The sequence below is a fragment of the Pseudomonas sp. GW704-F2 genome (genome assembly GCF_059423025.1).
Map to the genome: position 1 here is coordinate 126,304 of NZ_JBWKXO010000012.1, position 15,265 is coordinate 141,568.

Below are 15,265 nucleotides of genomic sequence, written 5' to 3' on the forward strand. Positions count from 1 at the left end.
GTTCCTCAGTGGCTCAAACCGTATTTCTTGACCTTGTCGAACAGGGTGGTCTTGGCCATTCCCAGTTCCTGGCTGGCCTGGGTCAGGTTGCCGCCGCTGCGTTGCAGCGCGTCGTTGAGCAGGTTGCGTTCGAAGGCTTCCACCGCTTCGGTGAAGGCCAGGCCCTGGCTGCCGCTGCTGGCGCCGCTTTTCTTGAAGGCGGGCAGGCCCAGGGCGAAGCGCTCGGCGACGTTGCGCAGCTCACGCACGTTGCCCGGCCAGTCGTGGCTCATCAGGTTGGACAGGGTCTGGTTGTCGAGGTCCGGCACGCTGCGGTCGAAGCGCAGGGATGATTGCTGCAGGAAGTGTTCGAACAGTTGCAGGATGTCTTCGCGGCGTTCGCGCAAAGGCGGCAGTTCCAGGGTCACGACGTTGAGGCGGTAGTACAGGTCGCTACGGAACTGGCTGGCGCGGCTCAATTCGTCGAGGTCGGACTTGGTGGCAGCGATCACCCGGCAATCCACCGCCACGCTCTGGTTCGAACCCAGGCGTTCGAGGGTGCGTTCCTGCAACACGCGCAGCAGCTTGATCTGCAGGTTGATCGGCATGCTTTCCACTTCATCGAGAAACAGCGTGCCTTCGTGGGCGTGCTCGATCTTGCCGATCCGACGTTTGCCGGCGCCGGTAAAGGCGTTGGCTTCGTGGCCGAAAATCTCGCTTTCGAACAGGTTCTCCGGCAGGCCGCCGCAGTTCAGCGCGACGAATGGGTGGGCGTGGCGTCGGCTGAAATCATGCAGGCACCGCGCGACCAGTTCCTTGCCGGTGCCGGTCTCGCCTTCAATCAGCACGTTGGCCGAGGTATCCGCGACGTTGGCGATCAATTCGCGCAGGTTCTGCATTGCCGGCGAGCGGCCGATGATGCGTCCTTCCAGGGAGTCGCGCTCGGCCAACTGGCGGCGCAACGCCCAGACTTCCCGCGCCAGCCCGCGCTGTTCCAGGGCGCGGCGCGCGACGTCGACCAGGCGTTCGGGAGAGAAGGGTTTTTCCATGAAGTCATAGGCGCCGTTGCGCATGGCGCCGACCGCCATGGAAATATCGCCGTGCCCGGTAATCAATACCACCGGCAGGCTTTTATCCAGGGCCTTGAGGCGGGTGAGCAGTTCCAGGCCGTCGATACCCGGCAGGCGGATATCGCTGATGACGATGCCGGCAAAGTTCTCGCCGATGCGCTTGAGCGCCTCTTCGGCACTGCCCACGCCGACGCTGGGGATGTCTTCCAGTGCCAGGGCTTGCTGGCAGCCGAGCAGCACGTGGGGGTCGTCTTCGACGATCAGGACGGTGAGGTCAGGGTTTTTTTCTACGTTCATGACGACTCGGCTGTTTGAGCGCCCACCAGCGGCAGGCTCAGGACAAAGGCAGTACCACCACCGACGGGATGCTCCACGGCGAGGTTGCCGCCGGTGGCCGCGGCCAGGCTGGCGGACAACGTAAGGCCAAGGCCCAGGCCTTGCTCGCCGGGTTTGGTGGTGAAGAACGGTTCGAACAGATGCTTGCGCGCCTCGGGGTCGATGCCATGGCCGTTGTCGCGCACCTGCAGGCGGTATTTGCCGTCGGCTTCATGGCCTTCCAGCCACAGCTCCGGCGCCGGTTGTGCTTGCATGGCATCGAGGGCGTTGCCGATCAGGTTGACCAGGATCTGCTCCAGGCGCGTCTGGTCGATCTGCAATTGGGCCGGGGCAAAGTCGCGGTGCAGCGTCAGCGGCAGGCTGTCGAGACGCGCGCCGAGCACTTGGAACGCGGCATCCACGGCCTTGCCCAGGTTGGCTTCGCCCTGGTCGTCGCCGCGCCGCGCGAAGGAGCGCAGGCTGGCGGTGATGCGGCCCATGCGGTCGATCAATTCGTTGATGGTCTTGAGGTTGGCGCTGGCGGTATCCAGCGCGCCGCGTTCGAGGAAGCGCACGGTATTGCCGGACAACGTGCGCAACGCGGCGAGGGGCTGGTTCAATTCGTGGGCGATGCTGGTGGACATCTGGCCGATGGCCGCCAGCTTGCCCGCCTGCACCAGCTCATCCTGGGCGCGGCGCAGGGTTTCCTCGGCCTGGCGGCGTTCGCGAATCTGCCCCTTGAGGCGCTCGTTGCTCGCGCGCAGGTCGGCGGTGCGTTCGGCAATCCGGCGTTCCAGCTGGCTGTTGGCTTCCTGCAAGGCTTCCCGGGCGGCGAGGCGGGTGGCGATGACTTTGCGTCGTTCGTTCCAGGCAATCAGCAGGAGCGCCACCAGGCCAAAGGCGACGGCCACCAGGATGCCCTGGTTGATCGCCGCACGGCGCAGGTCGTTGAGCGGGGTGAGCAGGGTGAAATTCCACGGCGTGTCGCTCAGCGGCCGGGTCTGGGCCAGGTAGCTGACTTCGTGTTCGTCGGCCACCACTTCGCTGTTGGCCGGAAAGGTCAGTTTTTCTGTGCCTTCGTTGAGGCGCTCGCGGGCCAGGGGCTCCAGCTCGTTCAGCGTCGCCCAGTAATATTGCAGGCTGTGCGCCAGGCGGTCCTTGGTCTCATCGCTCAGGGGGCGCACGGCCTTGAGGCGGCGGGCCGGGTCGCTGGAGAGGATGATGATGCCATTCTCGTCGCTGACAAACGCTTCGAGACGCGCGCGTTTCCAGCGTTCCTCCAGCGCTTCGAGGCGGACCTTGACCACGGCGACGCCGATGATCTTGCCGTGCTCTTCCAGGCCGTGGGCCAGGTAGTAGCCGGGTTCGCCATTGGTGCTACCGATGCCATAGAAACGCCCGGGCTGGCCGCGCACGGCGTTCTGGAAATAGGCGCGGAAGGACAGGTCTTCACCCTGGTAGCTGTCGGCATCGCGCCAGTTGCTGGTGGCCAGTACGCGGCCGGTGGTGTCCATCACATAGATGGCCCGACTGCGGCTGCGCCGGTTCAGACCTTCGAGGTAGTCGTTGACGGTCTTGCGGGTGTCCTGGTTCGGCTCGGCCAGCAGCGTGGACACGCTGGATTCGAGTTCCAGGAGGCTGGGCAGGTACGTGTATTTGCTCAGTTCGCTTTCGACGGTGCGGGCATGCAGCTCCAGCTGGCGTTCGCCGGTATCGCTGAGGGTGCGGATGCCATAGTACTCACTGATCCAGAAGCCGATATAACCCAGGCCGATCATCAGGGCGATGATCAACGGCGGCAGGAACAGTTGGCGGATCAGACGAGGCTTCACGGCAAGTGATGGCGGCGCGGCGCGATAGAGGTTGGGGTCGCATTTCATCACAGATGCCTTGGGTCAGCTACCGCTCACCCCTTCCTGTAGGAGCGAGCTTGCTCGCGAAAAAACCAAGGGCACCGCGTTCATCCAGGATGTGCGCGTCATCGTTGCCGTTTTTCGCGAGCAAGCTCGCTCCTACAGGAGGAGCAAGCTGTGGCTTTTTTAGTGCTGCAGGATTTTCTCGAGGAAGTGCTGCGCGCGTTCGGAGCGGGCGCTGATGTCGCCGAAGAACTCTTCTTTCGGGCAGTCTTCGATGATCTTGCCGGCGTCCATGAAGATCACGCGGTCGGCCACTTTGCGGGCGAAGCCCATTTCGTGGGTCACACACATCATGGTCATGCCTTCCTGGGCCAGTTGCACCATCACGTCCAGCACTTCGTTGACCATTTCCGGGTCGAGGGCCGAGGTCGGTTCGTCGAACAGCATGACGATCGGGTCCATGGCGAGGGCGCGGGCAATCGCCACACGTTGCTGCTGGCCACCGGAAAGCTGGCCAGGGTGCTTGTGGGCGTGCGCCGACAGGCCGACGCGATCAAGCAGTTGCAGGCCCTTCTTGGTGGCTTCTTCCTTGCTGCGGCCAAGCACCTTGATCTGCGCGATGGTCAGGTTTTCGGTGATGGTCAGGTGCGGGAACAGCTCGAAGTGCTGGAACACCATGCCGACGCGCGAGCGCAGTTTCGGCAGGTTGGTCTTCGGGTCGGCGATGGACGTGCCGTCGACGATCACGTCGCCTTTCTGGAACGGTTCCAGCGCGTTGACGCACTTGATCAGGGTGGATTTACCCGAGCCGGACGGCCCGCACACCACGATCACTTCGCCTTTTTTAACCTCGGTGCTGCAATCGGTCAGCACCTGGAAGTCGCCATACCACTTGTTGACGTTTTTGATAGAGATCATACGGCAAACCTTTTTTGCAGACGCTTGACCAGCAGCGAGGCGGAAAAGCTGATGATGAAGTAGACGACACCGGCGAAGATCAGGAACTCATTGGAGCGGCCGATGATGTCGCCGTTGGAACGGGCGGAGTTGAGGAAATCCACCAGGCCCACGGTGTAGACCAGCGAGGTGTCCTGGAACAGGATGATGCTCTGTTGCAGCAGCAACGGGGTCATCTTGCGGAACGCCTGGGGCAGGATGATCAGGCGCATGGTCTGACCGTAAGTCATGCCCATGGCCTGCGCGGCCGCCATCTGGCCCTTGGGGATCGATTGCACGCCGGCCCGCACGATTTCACAGAAGTACGCGGCCTCGAACATCATGAAGGCCACGACGCAGGAGGCGAATGCACCGATCGGCGTGTCTTCGCCGGTGATCCAGCGCAGCACGAAGGGCACCGCCAGGTAGAACCAGGTGATGACCAGCAGCAACGGGATCGAGCGGAAATAGTTCACGTAGGCGCCGGCCAGGCGTGACAGCAACTTGCTGGACGACAGGCGCATCAACGCCAGGATCGTGCCGAGGACAATACCGCCGACCACGCCCATGACCATCAACTGCAAGGTCATGACCATGCCGTTCCACAGGCCGGGGATGGCGGGGATGATGCCGCTGAAATCGAATTCCATTATTTACCCCCCACGGAGATCAGGCCGGGCACTGCGACTTTCTTCTCGACCAGGCGCATCAGCAACATCAGGCTCATGTTCAGGGTGAAGTAGATCAGCGTGGCCAGGGTGAAGGCTTCAAACAGGTTGGCTGAGAATTCGGCGGTCTGCTTGGTTTGTGCCAGCAATTCCATCAGGCCGATCAAGGACGCCACGGAGGAGTTCTTGAACACGTTGAGGAATTCCGAGGTGAGCGGCGGAATGATGATCCGGTAAGCCTGCGGCAGCAGCACGTTCCAGTAGATCTGCGGCAGCTTGAAACCCATGGCGCGGGCGGCGGCTTCCTGGCCACGCGGCAGCGCCTGGATGCCGGTGCGTACCTGCTCGCAGACACGGGCGGCGGTGAACAGGCCCAGGCACACCACAACGCTCAGGTAGGCCGAGGTGGTCGGGTTCAGGTCTTGCTTGTACCAGTCCTGCAGGTTTTGCGGCAGCAGGTCGGGTATCAGGAAGTACCAGATGAACAGCTGCACCAGCAGCGGCACGTTGCGAAACAGTTCCACGTAGCAGGTGGCGATGCCCGATACGATACGGTTTGGCACGGTACGCATGACCCCCAGCATGGAGCCCAGCAGCAAGGCGATGATCCATGCCACGACGGCGATGGCAATGGTCCAGCCCAGGCCGGCGATGTACCAGTCGAGATAAGTCTCGCTGCCAACGCCAGTGGACTTGAAGAACACGCCCCAGTCCCAGTTGTAATTCATTAGGGTCTCCCCTCGAGATCGATCGATGTACAAGCACCCGCTTGGGGAAAATCCGTTCCCGCCTGACGGTGAACGCCAGGCACACACGATCGGCTCGAAAACCGCCCGGTCGAGTGTTCCAAAATATAGCCAGCAGGTAGTAACAGACGCCTGAGGGAGGAGTGGCTCCCTCAGGAGATAAGGTTAGCCAGAAATCAGATTTTTACGTCAGGCGCAGGCTTATCGCTCGGATTGGCGATCAGTTCCTTGACCTTGTCGCTCATCGGGAAGTTCAGGTTCAGGCCTTTTGGTGGGATCGGGCTTTCGAACCACTTGCTATAAATCTTGTTGATTTCACCGGATTTGTAGAGCGCGACGATGGCGTCATCCACGGCTTTCTTGAACGCAGGATCTTCTTTGCGAACCATGCAGGCATAGGCTTCGAAGGACTGCGGAGTACCAGTGATAACCCAGTCATTCGGCTTCTTGGCCTTGGCTTCTTCACCGGCCAGCAGGGCGTCGTCCATCATGAAGGCAACGGCGCGGCCGCTTTCCAGCATCTGGAAGGACTCGCCGTGGTCTTTGGCGGAGATGACGTTCATGCCCATCTGCTTGTCGGCGTTCATCGCCTTGATGATGCGCTCGGACGTGGTGCCGGCGGTGGTCACGACGTTTTTGCCTTTGAGGTCGGCGAAGTCGCTATAGGACGGCTTGCCATCCTTGTCTTTCTTGACCAGCAGGCGGGTGCCGATTTCGAAGATATTGGTGGTGAACGCCACTTGCTGGGCGCGCTCGGCGTTGTTGGTGGTGGAACCGCACTCGATGTCCACGGTGCCGTTCTGCACCAGCGGGATACGGGTCTGGGAAGTGACCAGGTTGTACTTGGCCTGCAGTTGGGGCTTGTTCAGGTCTTTTTTCAGGGCTTCGACGATAGCCAGCTGAATGTCGTGGGAGTAGCCCACCGGTTTACCCGAACCATCCGCGATGTAGGAAAACGGAATGGAGCTGTCGCGGTGCCCAAGGGTGATGGTGCCCGAGTCGTTGATTTTTTTCAGCGTGCCGGTGAGTTCGGCGGCGAAAACTGGAGTGCTGATCAGAGCGGCAGCGATAGCTGCGCCCAAAATATGGGGAACGATGCGCATCAATACTTCCTCGACATTTGTTTTTTTTATGAAGCCGGTTAAGCGGCTCTCTTATACAGCGAATGCCCGTGACGGCTCCTGAGGCATCTCAGGCAATCGTCCTGAAGTGTAGAGCATGAGTCGTGCCAGTCCACGAGTAAAAGGTTAACTATATGATTTATATAGGAATTAACTTTTTATGAGCGAGGATTTATAACGGCCAGGTCCGGCAAACCGAATCGCGCAGGGGAATGGTGTTCGGAAAACCGAATGGCTGAACCGATATGAAAAAGCCCCTGGGCCTTGCGGCGCAGGGGCTTTTGTACGAGCAGTCTGTCAGGCCGCCTGGATCTTGCTGCGGTTATGCTCAACCTTGGACAGATAACGCCGCACATTGGCCTGTTCTTCCGGGGTGGTGAACAGGCCAAGCTTGGTACGGCGCCACAGCACGTCCTCGGGTTGGGTCGCCCATTCTTCGGCGCACAGGTAGTCGACTTCGCGGGTATACAGGCCGCCACCGAGGTGGTCGCCGAGGTCGGCCAGCGATTGCACGCCTTCGAGCAGGCGCCAGGTGCGGCTGCCGTAGGTGGTGGACCAGCGCCGCGCGATCTCGCTTGGCACCCAGTCGAACTGGGTACGGATGGCCGCAGCGAGGGCTTCCGGCGTGCTCATGTCTTCGCCGCCCGGCAGGCTGGCGGTGGCGGTCCAGCTTGGGCGCATCTGTGTGAAATAGGGCGCCAGGTGAGCCATCGCCGACTCGGCGAGTTTGCGGTAGGTGGTCAGTTTGCCGCCGAACACCGACAGGATCGGCGCCTCGCCAGCGCCGCCGGAGAGCGACAGGGTGTAGTCGCGGGTGATGGCCGACGGGTTGTCCGACTCATCGTTGCACAGCGGGCGCACGCCGGAGTAGGTGTGGACGATGTCGTCGCGGCTCAGTTGCTTCTTGAAGTGAGCGTTGACCACCTTGAGCATGTAGTCGGTTTCACCTTCGGTGATCGCCACTTTCGCCGGATCGCCGGTGTATTCGCGGTCGGTGGTGCCGATGATAGTCAGGTGGTCCAGGTATGGAATCGTGAACACGATGCGCTGGTCTTCGTTCTGCAGGATGTGCGCGTGGGCGCCTTCGTACAGTTTCGGCACGATCAGGTGGCTGCCCTGGATCAGACGGATGCCGTAGGGCGAATCCAGCTTCAAGTCTTCCTTGATGAATTTGGCGACCCACGGCCCGGCGGCATTCACCAGCGCCTTGGCGCGGATCGAGAACAGGCTGCCGTCGGTGCGTTCCATGTTCATTTCCCACAGGCCCTTGCTGCGGTACGCGCTGACGCAGCGGGTTTGGGTGTGGATGTGTGCGCCTTTTTCACGCGCGGCCATGGCGTTGAGCACCACCAGGCGGGCGTCATCGACCCAGCAGTCGGAATATTCGAAGCCTTTGGTGATTTCGCTTTTCAGCGGGCTGTCGGGACCGAACTTGAGGCTTTTCGAACCGGCGAGCTTTTCGCGCTTGCCCAGGTGGTCATACAGGAACAGGCCGGCGCGGATCATCCACGCCGGACGCAGGTGCGGGCGGTGCGGCAACACAAAGCGCATCTGCTTGACGATGTGCGGGGCCTTGGCCAGCAGGACTTCGCGTTCGGCCAGGGCTTCGCGCACCAGGCGGAATTCGTAGTGTTCGAGGTAACGCAGGCCGCCGTGGATCAGCTTGCTGCTGGCAGAGGACGTGTGGCTGGCCAGGTCGTCCTTTTCGCAAAGGAATACCGACAACCCGCGCCCGGCTGCGTCTGCTGCAATGCCGACGCCATTGATCCCGCCACCGATTACGGCAACGTCATAGACTTCGGCAAGCGGTGGAGCAGGCAAGGTGGAAGGGTTCATCGGCTGGCCTCGCGATCTTTTCGTATTGGAAATCGAACATTAATGTTCATTTCCGAAAATGGTAGCTGATAAACGCGCCCACAGCCACCCGACTTCGATTGAAAAAACTCATCGAAGGGCGAGAAAAGGAAAATTTGTGAACATGTGCCTGGGGAAGGCTCAAGGAAATGGGGGCTGGATCAATCGCTATCGGGGGCAAGCCCCCTCCCACATTTGAATGGGTTCACACATCAAAGTGTGGGAGGGGGCTTGCCCCCGATAGCGTCAGTGCAGACGCTAGACGACTTCCAGCCGAACCTTATGCTGGTTCAACAACTGCACCAGCGCCGGCACCGGCTGCTGGTCAGTCACCAGGCAGTCCACCAGGCTGATCGGGCCCAGGCGAATCATGGCATTGCGCCCGAATTTGCTCGAGTCAGCCGCCAGGATCACCTTGCGCGCATTGGCGATGATCGCCTGGGAAACCCGCACTTCCTGGTAGTCGAAGTCGAGCAGGCTGCCGTCTTCATCGATACCGCTGATGCCGACCAGGGCGAAATCGACCTTGAACTGGTTGATAAAGTCGACGCTGGCCTGGCCCACCACGCCGCCGTCACGTCGCACACTCCCGCCAGTCAGCAGTACGTCGAAGTCGTCCTTGGCGCTGAGCATGGTGGCGACGTTGAGGTTGTTGGTGATGATTTTCAGGTGATTGTGGTTGAGCAACGCACGGGCGATGGATTCGGTGGTGGTGCCGATGTTGATGAAGAGCGAGGCATGGTCGGGGATTTGTGCGGCGATCGCTTCGCCGATGCGCTGTTTCTCGTCGCGCATCTGGTCGGCCCGCATGGCGTATGCGGTGTTTTCGACGCTGGAATCATAGGCTGCGCCGCCGTGGTAGCGGCGCAACAGGTTGGCGTCCGCCAGCTGGTTGATATCGCGGCGGATGGTTTGCGGGGTGACAACGAACAACTGCGCCATTTCCTCGATACTGACGTAGCCGCGTTCGCGGACCAGTTCGAGGATTTGTTGCTGGCGGGGAGGCAGATTCATTGGGCGTCCTTTGGGCTGCCATACAAAAGTGGCCCATGATGACGCAGGAATCTGCTCCCTGCCAGTTACAACCCTAAGTGGTTCCGGTGAAGGGCTTATTCAGCGCCTTCGTGAGGTTCCCAATCACGGGTGCGGCTCACCGCTTTTTGCCAGCCGGCGTAGAGTTTCTCCTTGGCCGCTTCTTCGAGCTGGGGTTCGAATTCGCGCTCGATCACCGCTTTGCCGCGCAATTCCTCCAGACTGCCCCAGAAGCCGCAGGCCAGGCCCGCCAGGTAGGCGGCGCCGAGTGCCGTGGTTTCGCGCATTTGCGGGCGTTCGACCTGGGTGCCGAGGATATCGGCCTGGAACTGCATCAGGAAGTTGTTGGCCACCGCGCCGCCGTCCACGCGCAGGGATTTAAGGCGTTCGCCGGAGTCCTGCTGCATCGCGTCCAATACGTCGCGCGTCTGGTAGGCAATCGACTCCAGAGCTGCACGAATAATGTGATCCACGCGCACGCCACGGGTCAGGCCGAACAACGCGCCACGGGCATACGGGTCCCAATACGGCGCGCCCAGGCCGGTGAACGCGGGCACCAGGTACACGCCGTTGCTGTCCTTGACCTTGCCGGCGAAGTATTCGGTGTCGTGGGCGTCGTTGATGATTTTCAGCTCGTCGCGCAGCCACTGTACGGTGGAGCCACCGTTGAACACGGCGCCTTCCAGGGCGTAGGCCACTTCGCCACGCGGGCCGCAGGCGATGGTGGTGAGCATGCCGTGCTTGGATTTCACCGCTTTGTCGCCGGTGTTCATCAGCAGGAAGCAACCGGTGCCATAGGTGTTCTTGGCTTGGCCCGGTTCCACGCACATCTGGCCGAACAGCGCGGCCTGCTGGTCACCGGCGATGCCGCCGATGGCAATGCCACTCTTGGTGCGGCCGTAGATTTCCGACGATGATTTCACTTCCGGCAGCATTTCCCGCGGCACATCGAGGATGTCCAACATCTTCGCGTCCCACTCCAGGGTGTGGATGTTGAAGAGCATGGTGCGCGAGGCGTTGGTGTAGTCGGTGACGTGGGTCTTGCCGCCGGTGAATTTCCAGATCAGCCAGCTGTCGATGGTGCCGAACAGCAGCTCGCCGTTGCGCGCACGTTCGCGGCTGCCTTCGACGTTATCGAGAATCCACTTGAGCTTGGTGCCGGAGAAGTACGGGTCGGTGACCAGGCCGGTGGTATCGCTGATGTATTGCTCGTGGCCATCACGCTTGAGCTGCTGGCAGATCTCGGTGCTGCGGCGGCACTGCCAAACGATAGCGTTGTAGATCGGGCGGCCGGTGACTTTGTCCCAGACCACGGTGGTTTCGCGCTGGTTGGTGATGCCGATGGCGGCGACCTGGTCATGGTGCAGGCCGGCCTGGGCCAGGGCTTCGACCATTACCGCGCTCTGGGTCGCGAAGATTTCCATCGGGTCATGTTCGACCCAGCCCGCTTGCGGGTAATGCTGGGCGAATTCACGCTGGGCGGTGCAGACCACGTTGGCGTCACGATCGAAGATGATCGCCCGGGAACTGGTGGTGCCCTGATCGAGGGCAATGATGTAGTTCTTATTCTGAATGTCGGTCATGTCGATTGCCTTGGACGAGAAATAAGGAAGTGGGTAAACCGCCTGGGCCACGAAGGGGCAGGGTGGACCAGGCTGGCTATCAGGAAATACGGGTGTTGCCGTTGACGGCGCTGTCTTCGGTTTCGGCGACAGCGGGCGCGGCGCTTGGCAGGTGACGGGCAATCAGCCCGCGATACGCTGCAGCCCCCAGGCATGCACCGACAATCGGTGCGAAAATCGGCACCAGGAAGTAGGGAATATCACGCCCGCCAGTAAAGGCTATTTCACCCCAACCGGCGAAAAAGGTCATCAGCTTGGGCCCGAAATCCCGTGCCGGGTTCATCGCAAAGCCGGTCAGCGGGCCCATCGCGCTGCCAATCACCGCGATCAGCAAGCCGATCAGCAGCGGGGCCAACGGGCCGCGTGGCAGGCCGTTGTTATCGTCGGTCAGGGCCATGATCACGCCCATCAGGATCGCGGTGATGACCATTTCCACCAGGAAGGCCTGGGCCGTGCTCAGCAGTGCATGGGGATAAGTCGAGAATACCGAGGCCAATTCCAGGCTGGCCTGGGTGCCGCGCACCAGATGGTGGGTTTGTTCGTAATCGAAAAACAGGTTGCTGTAGAGCGTGTACACCAGGGCCGCGGAGCAGAAGGCGCCGGCGACTTGGGCGAGGATATAGAAGGGCAGTTTGCGCTTGTCGAAATCGGCAAAGAGACACAGGGCGATGCTGACCGCCGGGTTCAGATGTGCCCCGGAGATGCCCGCGCTCAGGTAGATCGCCATGCTCACGCCGATCCCCCAGATGATACTGATTTCCCATAAGCCAAAGCTGGCACCCGCGACCTTGAGCGCAGCGACACAACCGGTACCGAAGAAGATCAGAAGCGCAGTCCCCAGGAATTCGGCCATGCATTGGCTCGAAAGTGAAGGCTGTTGAAGTGCAGTTGTCATGGAAAACCTCAATTTGTTGTTCTTGTCTGGCGTCTGGCCTCAACGGGCCTTGCGCGATTTTCACCGTGTCGAGGATCCCCATCCCGGGCACGGTTTACTGCTGGAATGCTGCGGATGTATTCCTACAGTATTCGGAAACGAAAAAATATAGACAAGAATGACTGCTGTCAAAGGTCGAAAGTGAACTATCAGTCATTTTCGAACTATAGGTTTGATGAATAATCACGCTCGCCACAGTAAGTATTGCCATGAGTGAGGGGCGTACTAGAGCGTTTTGTGTGGGCTTGGCCTAGAATTGGCCATCCGTTTGCCACGCCTGGAGCGTCCATGACCCCTGCATTGGATTTGTTGAAAAAAGTTCGCGCCGAACATCGCATTCACAGTTATGAACACGATCCCAAAGCTGCATCGTATGGCCTGGAGGCCGCGGAAAAGTTGGGTCTGGACCCGGCGCAGGTGTTCAAGACCTTGCTGGCGAGCAGCGAGAAGGGTGAATTATTGGTGGCGGTGGTGCCGGTCGTCGGAAGTCTGGACTTGAAAGCCCTGGCGCACGCCGCCGGGGTGAAAAAAGTCGAGATGGCCGACCCGGCGGCGGCGCAGCGTTCCACTGGCTATCTGCTGGGTGGGATCAGCCCGCTGGGACAGAAAAAGCGTTTGCGCACCTTTATTGATATTACCGCGCAGCCGTTCCCGACGATTTTTGTCAGCGCCGGGAGACGGGGGCTGGAAGTGGAGTTGTCCGCAGCGGTTCTGGCCGAGCATACCCAGGCCACGTTCGCGCCGATCGGCCGGGCCTGAGCTCGAAGGCTGGAGCGGGGTTCTTCAGTTGGCCGGGCTGTAGCGCCGCACACCCGAATCGGTGTGCGGAATCTGCGCCGCCGTGCTGCCGGAAGCCCGGAACAGCACCAGGTGTTCGACGGCGACGCGGATCCCCACGTCTGCACCGACCTGATGGTCGGCGTGGCTGGGGAAGATCGACTCCAACTGGGCACCCGTCGGCAGTTGCAGGCGGTACAAGGTCGAGGCGCCGAGGAACGTCTTGCCGACGATCCGCGCTTTCAACGCGCTGTCCGGTGCGTAGACGATGTCGTCCGGGCGCAGCAATACATCCACGGCGCCACCTGACGGCCAGCTATACGCGCGGTTGCCGCGCAGGTCGCCGAGCTCGGTGCTGACCGATTCCGGCGTACACAATTGGCCACGGATGAAATAGCCCTGGCCGACAAAGCTTGCGACGTAGGGTGTGAGCGGTTCGTGATAGAGGTTGTAGGGCGTATCCCACTGCTCCAGGCGACCTTCCTTGAACACGCCGACGTGGTCACTCACGGCAAATGCTTCTTCCTGGTCATGGGTCACCAGGATCGCACTGGTGCCACGTGCCTTGAGAATCTCGCGCACCTCATGGCTGAGCTTGCGTCGCAGCTCGCCATCGAGGTTGGAGAAGGGTTCGTCGAGCAGCAACAATTGCGGCTCCGGCGCCAAGGCGCGGGCGAGGGCCACGCGTTGTTGCTGACCACCGGACAGCTCGTGGGGAAAACGCTTGCCCAGGTTCTTCAGGTTGACCAGCTCCAGCAATTCGGCGACCACGCGGTCTTTCTGCGGGTGCTTGCGAATGCCAAAGGCGATGTTGTCGGCCACGCTCAGGTGGGGAAACAGCGCGTAGTCCTGGAACACCATGCCGATGCGACGTTTCTCCGGCGCCAGGGTGAACCCTGCACTGGAGATGACTTCGCCGGCCAGGCTGATTTCGCCTTCGTGTACCGGTTCGAACCCTGCGATCGCACGCAGGGTGGTGGTCTTGCCGCACCCCGAGGAGCCGAGCAGGCAACCGATGTCGCCGGCGTTGAGGTGCAGGTTCAGGTTCTGTACCACCCGCTGATCTTGATAGCCGCATGCCAGATTGCGCAGGTTCAGCAGTAATGGCTTGCTCATGCGTGGTGGTACGCCGGTTCGACCAGAAATTCGAGCAGGGCCTTTTGTGCATGCAGACGGTTTTCTGCCTGGTCCCAGGCGACCGAACGCGGGTCGTCGAGCAGATCGAGGCTGATTTCTTCGCCACGGTGGGCAGGCAGGCAGTGCATGAACAGCACGTCCGGCGCGGCCAGGTCGAGCAGGGCGCGGGTGACCTGGAACGGTGCAAACAGCTTCAGGCGCTTGGCGGTTTCGTCTTCCTGGCCCATGGAGGTCCAGACATCGGTGCTTACCAGGTGCGCGCCGACTACCGCGTCTTTTGGATCACGCAGGATCTGCACGCGACCATCGGCTTTGGCCAGGAATTCGGCGGACGGCTCGAAGCCTTCCGGGCAGGCGATGCGCAGGTGGAAGTCGAACTGGATCGCCGCTTCTATATAACTGTTGCACATGTTGTTGCCGTCGCCGATCCAGGCCACGGTCTTGCCCTGGATCGAGCCACGGTGCTCGAGGAAGGTTTGCATGTCGGCCAGCAACTGGCACGGGTGCAGGTCATCGGACAGGCCGTTGATCACCGGTACCCGGGAGTTCGCGGAAAATTCGGTCAGGGTGCTGTGGGCAAAGGTCCGGATCATCACCGCATCGAGCATGCGCGACATGACAATCGCGCAATCGCTGATTGGCTCGCCACGGCCCAACTGGGTGTCACGCGGCGACAGGAAGATGGCCTGGCCACCCAACTGGATCATGCCGGCCTCGAAGGACAAGCGGGTGCGGGTCGACGATTTCTCGAAAATCATCCCGAGTACGCGGTTTTTCAAAGGCTCGAACAGTACGCCGCGGTTACGCAGGTCTTTAAGCTCAATGCCTCGACGGATCACGCTGACCAGCTCTTCGGGCGTGCAATCCATCAGGGAGAGAAAGTGCCTTGCGCTCATCATTAACTACCTTTTTGCAACAGACCGCAGATACTCAAAGCCTTGTTTATTGTGAAAACGGGCGAGACCTGCGGCGAAAGCCGCACGGGGCGACGAAATAGGGGAAGGCGCGATCTTATAATTAAATGTCGCGTCTTACCAATAGGGCTACGGTGTTTAGGGGGGTTCAGACAGGCGCGAGAGCGCTTTTGAAGACGATTTCCTGACAGCAGCAGGTCATTTGTACACTGGCCCTGCGACCTTTTGCAATCCGCGAGGGCGGGGCCAGGCCAGGCTGCGTCGGTTTCAGGGGCACTTCGGCAGGTTTTGAAACATTTTCTCA

General features: G+C 60.9%; 13 protein-coding genes. 1 reads left to right on the forward strand and 12 read right to left on the reverse strand.

Annotated features, from left to right (window positions below; genetic code table 11):
- Positions 1-5: 5 nt before the first annotated feature.
- From aauR to AC07W0_RS13020, 10 genes are all read right to left on the reverse strand, one after another.
- Positions 6-1,346, reverse strand: coding sequence for a two-component response regulator AauR (aauR, locus tag AC07W0_RS12975; protein WP_017844606.1), 1,341 nt, complete (start codon positions 1,344-1,346; stop codon positions 6-8).
- Positions 1,343-3,244, reverse strand: a complete 1,902-nt coding sequence (gene aauS / locus AC07W0_RS12980) for a two-component sensor histidine kinase AauS (protein WP_017844607.1) — start codon at positions 3,242-3,244, stop codon at positions 1,343-1,345. Before aauS ends, aauR begins: the two co-directional genes overlap by 4 nt.
- Before the next feature lie 159 nt (positions 3,245-3,403).
- Positions 3,404-4,138 carry an amino acid ABC transporter ATP-binding protein gene (locus AC07W0_RS12985; RefSeq protein WP_017844608.1) on the reverse strand — a complete coding sequence of 245 codons (735 nt, stop codon included), beginning with the start codon at positions 4,136-4,138 and terminating at the stop codon, positions 3,404-3,406.
- Positions 4,135-4,806: an ABC transporter permease subunit gene (locus tag AC07W0_RS12990; RefSeq protein WP_017844609.1), complete on the reverse strand. Its 672-nt coding sequence runs from the start codon at positions 4,804-4,806 to the stop codon at positions 4,135-4,137. Before AC07W0_RS12990 ends, AC07W0_RS12985 begins: the two co-directional genes overlap by 4 nt.
- Complete coding sequence (locus AC07W0_RS12995) at positions 4,806-5,552, reverse strand: amino acid ABC transporter permease (RefSeq protein ID WP_017844610.1); 747 nt, start codon at positions 5,550-5,552, stop codon at positions 4,806-4,808. Before AC07W0_RS12995 ends, AC07W0_RS12990 begins: the two co-directional genes overlap by 1 nt.
- Positions 5,553-5,746: 194 nt before the next feature.
- Complete coding sequence (locus tag AC07W0_RS13000) at positions 5,747-6,673, reverse strand: glutamate/aspartate ABC transporter substrate-binding protein (protein ID WP_017844611.1); 927 nt, start codon at positions 6,671-6,673, stop codon at positions 5,747-5,749.
- 315 nt (positions 6,674-6,988) lie between these two features.
- Entirely contained in the window at positions 6,989-8,527 is a 1,539-nt protein-coding gene (gene glpD, locus AC07W0_RS13005) for a glycerol-3-phosphate dehydrogenase (RefSeq protein ID WP_046384546.1), read from the reverse strand.
- Positions 8,528-8,803: 276 nt separating this feature from the next.
- Positions 8,804-9,559, reverse strand: coding sequence for a DeoR/GlpR family transcriptional regulator (locus AC07W0_RS13010; protein ID WP_017844613.1), 756 nt, complete (start codon positions 9,557-9,559; stop codon positions 8,804-8,806).
- Positions 9,560-9,654: 95 nt separating this feature from the next.
- Positions 9,655-11,160: a glycerol kinase GlpK gene (gene glpK, locus AC07W0_RS13015; RefSeq protein ID WP_017844614.1), complete on the reverse strand. Its 1,506-nt coding sequence runs from the start codon at positions 11,158-11,160 to the stop codon at positions 9,655-9,657.
- A 79-nt stretch (positions 11,161-11,239) separates the two neighbouring features.
- Positions 11,240-12,094, reverse strand: coding sequence for an MIP/aquaporin family protein (locus tag AC07W0_RS13020; protein ID WP_102617513.1), 855 nt, complete (start codon positions 12,092-12,094; stop codon positions 11,240-11,242).
- Between the two features lie 327 nt (positions 12,095-12,421).
- Here AC07W0_RS13020 and ybaK point away from each other — a divergent pair, with 327 nt between their 5' ends.
- On the forward strand, positions 12,422-12,892 hold the full coding sequence (gene ybaK / locus AC07W0_RS13025; protein WP_017844616.1) for a Cys-tRNA(Pro) deacylase: 471 nt from the start codon (positions 12,422-12,424) through the stop codon (positions 12,890-12,892).
- A 24-nt stretch (positions 12,893-12,916) separates the two neighbouring features.
- Here ybaK and AC07W0_RS13030 read toward each other — a convergent pair whose 3' ends face one another.
- Positions 12,917-14,026: an ABC transporter ATP-binding protein gene (locus AC07W0_RS13030; RefSeq protein WP_017844617.1), complete on the reverse strand. Its 1,110-nt coding sequence runs from the start codon at positions 14,024-14,026 to the stop codon at positions 12,917-12,919.
- On the reverse strand, positions 14,023-14,943 hold the full coding sequence (gene argF, locus AC07W0_RS13035; RefSeq protein WP_026139754.1) for an ornithine carbamoyltransferase: 921 nt from the start codon (positions 14,941-14,943) through the stop codon (positions 14,023-14,025). The genes AC07W0_RS13030 and argF overlap by 4 nt, the downstream gene beginning before the upstream one ends.
- Positions 14,944-15,265 lie beyond the last annotated feature (322 nt).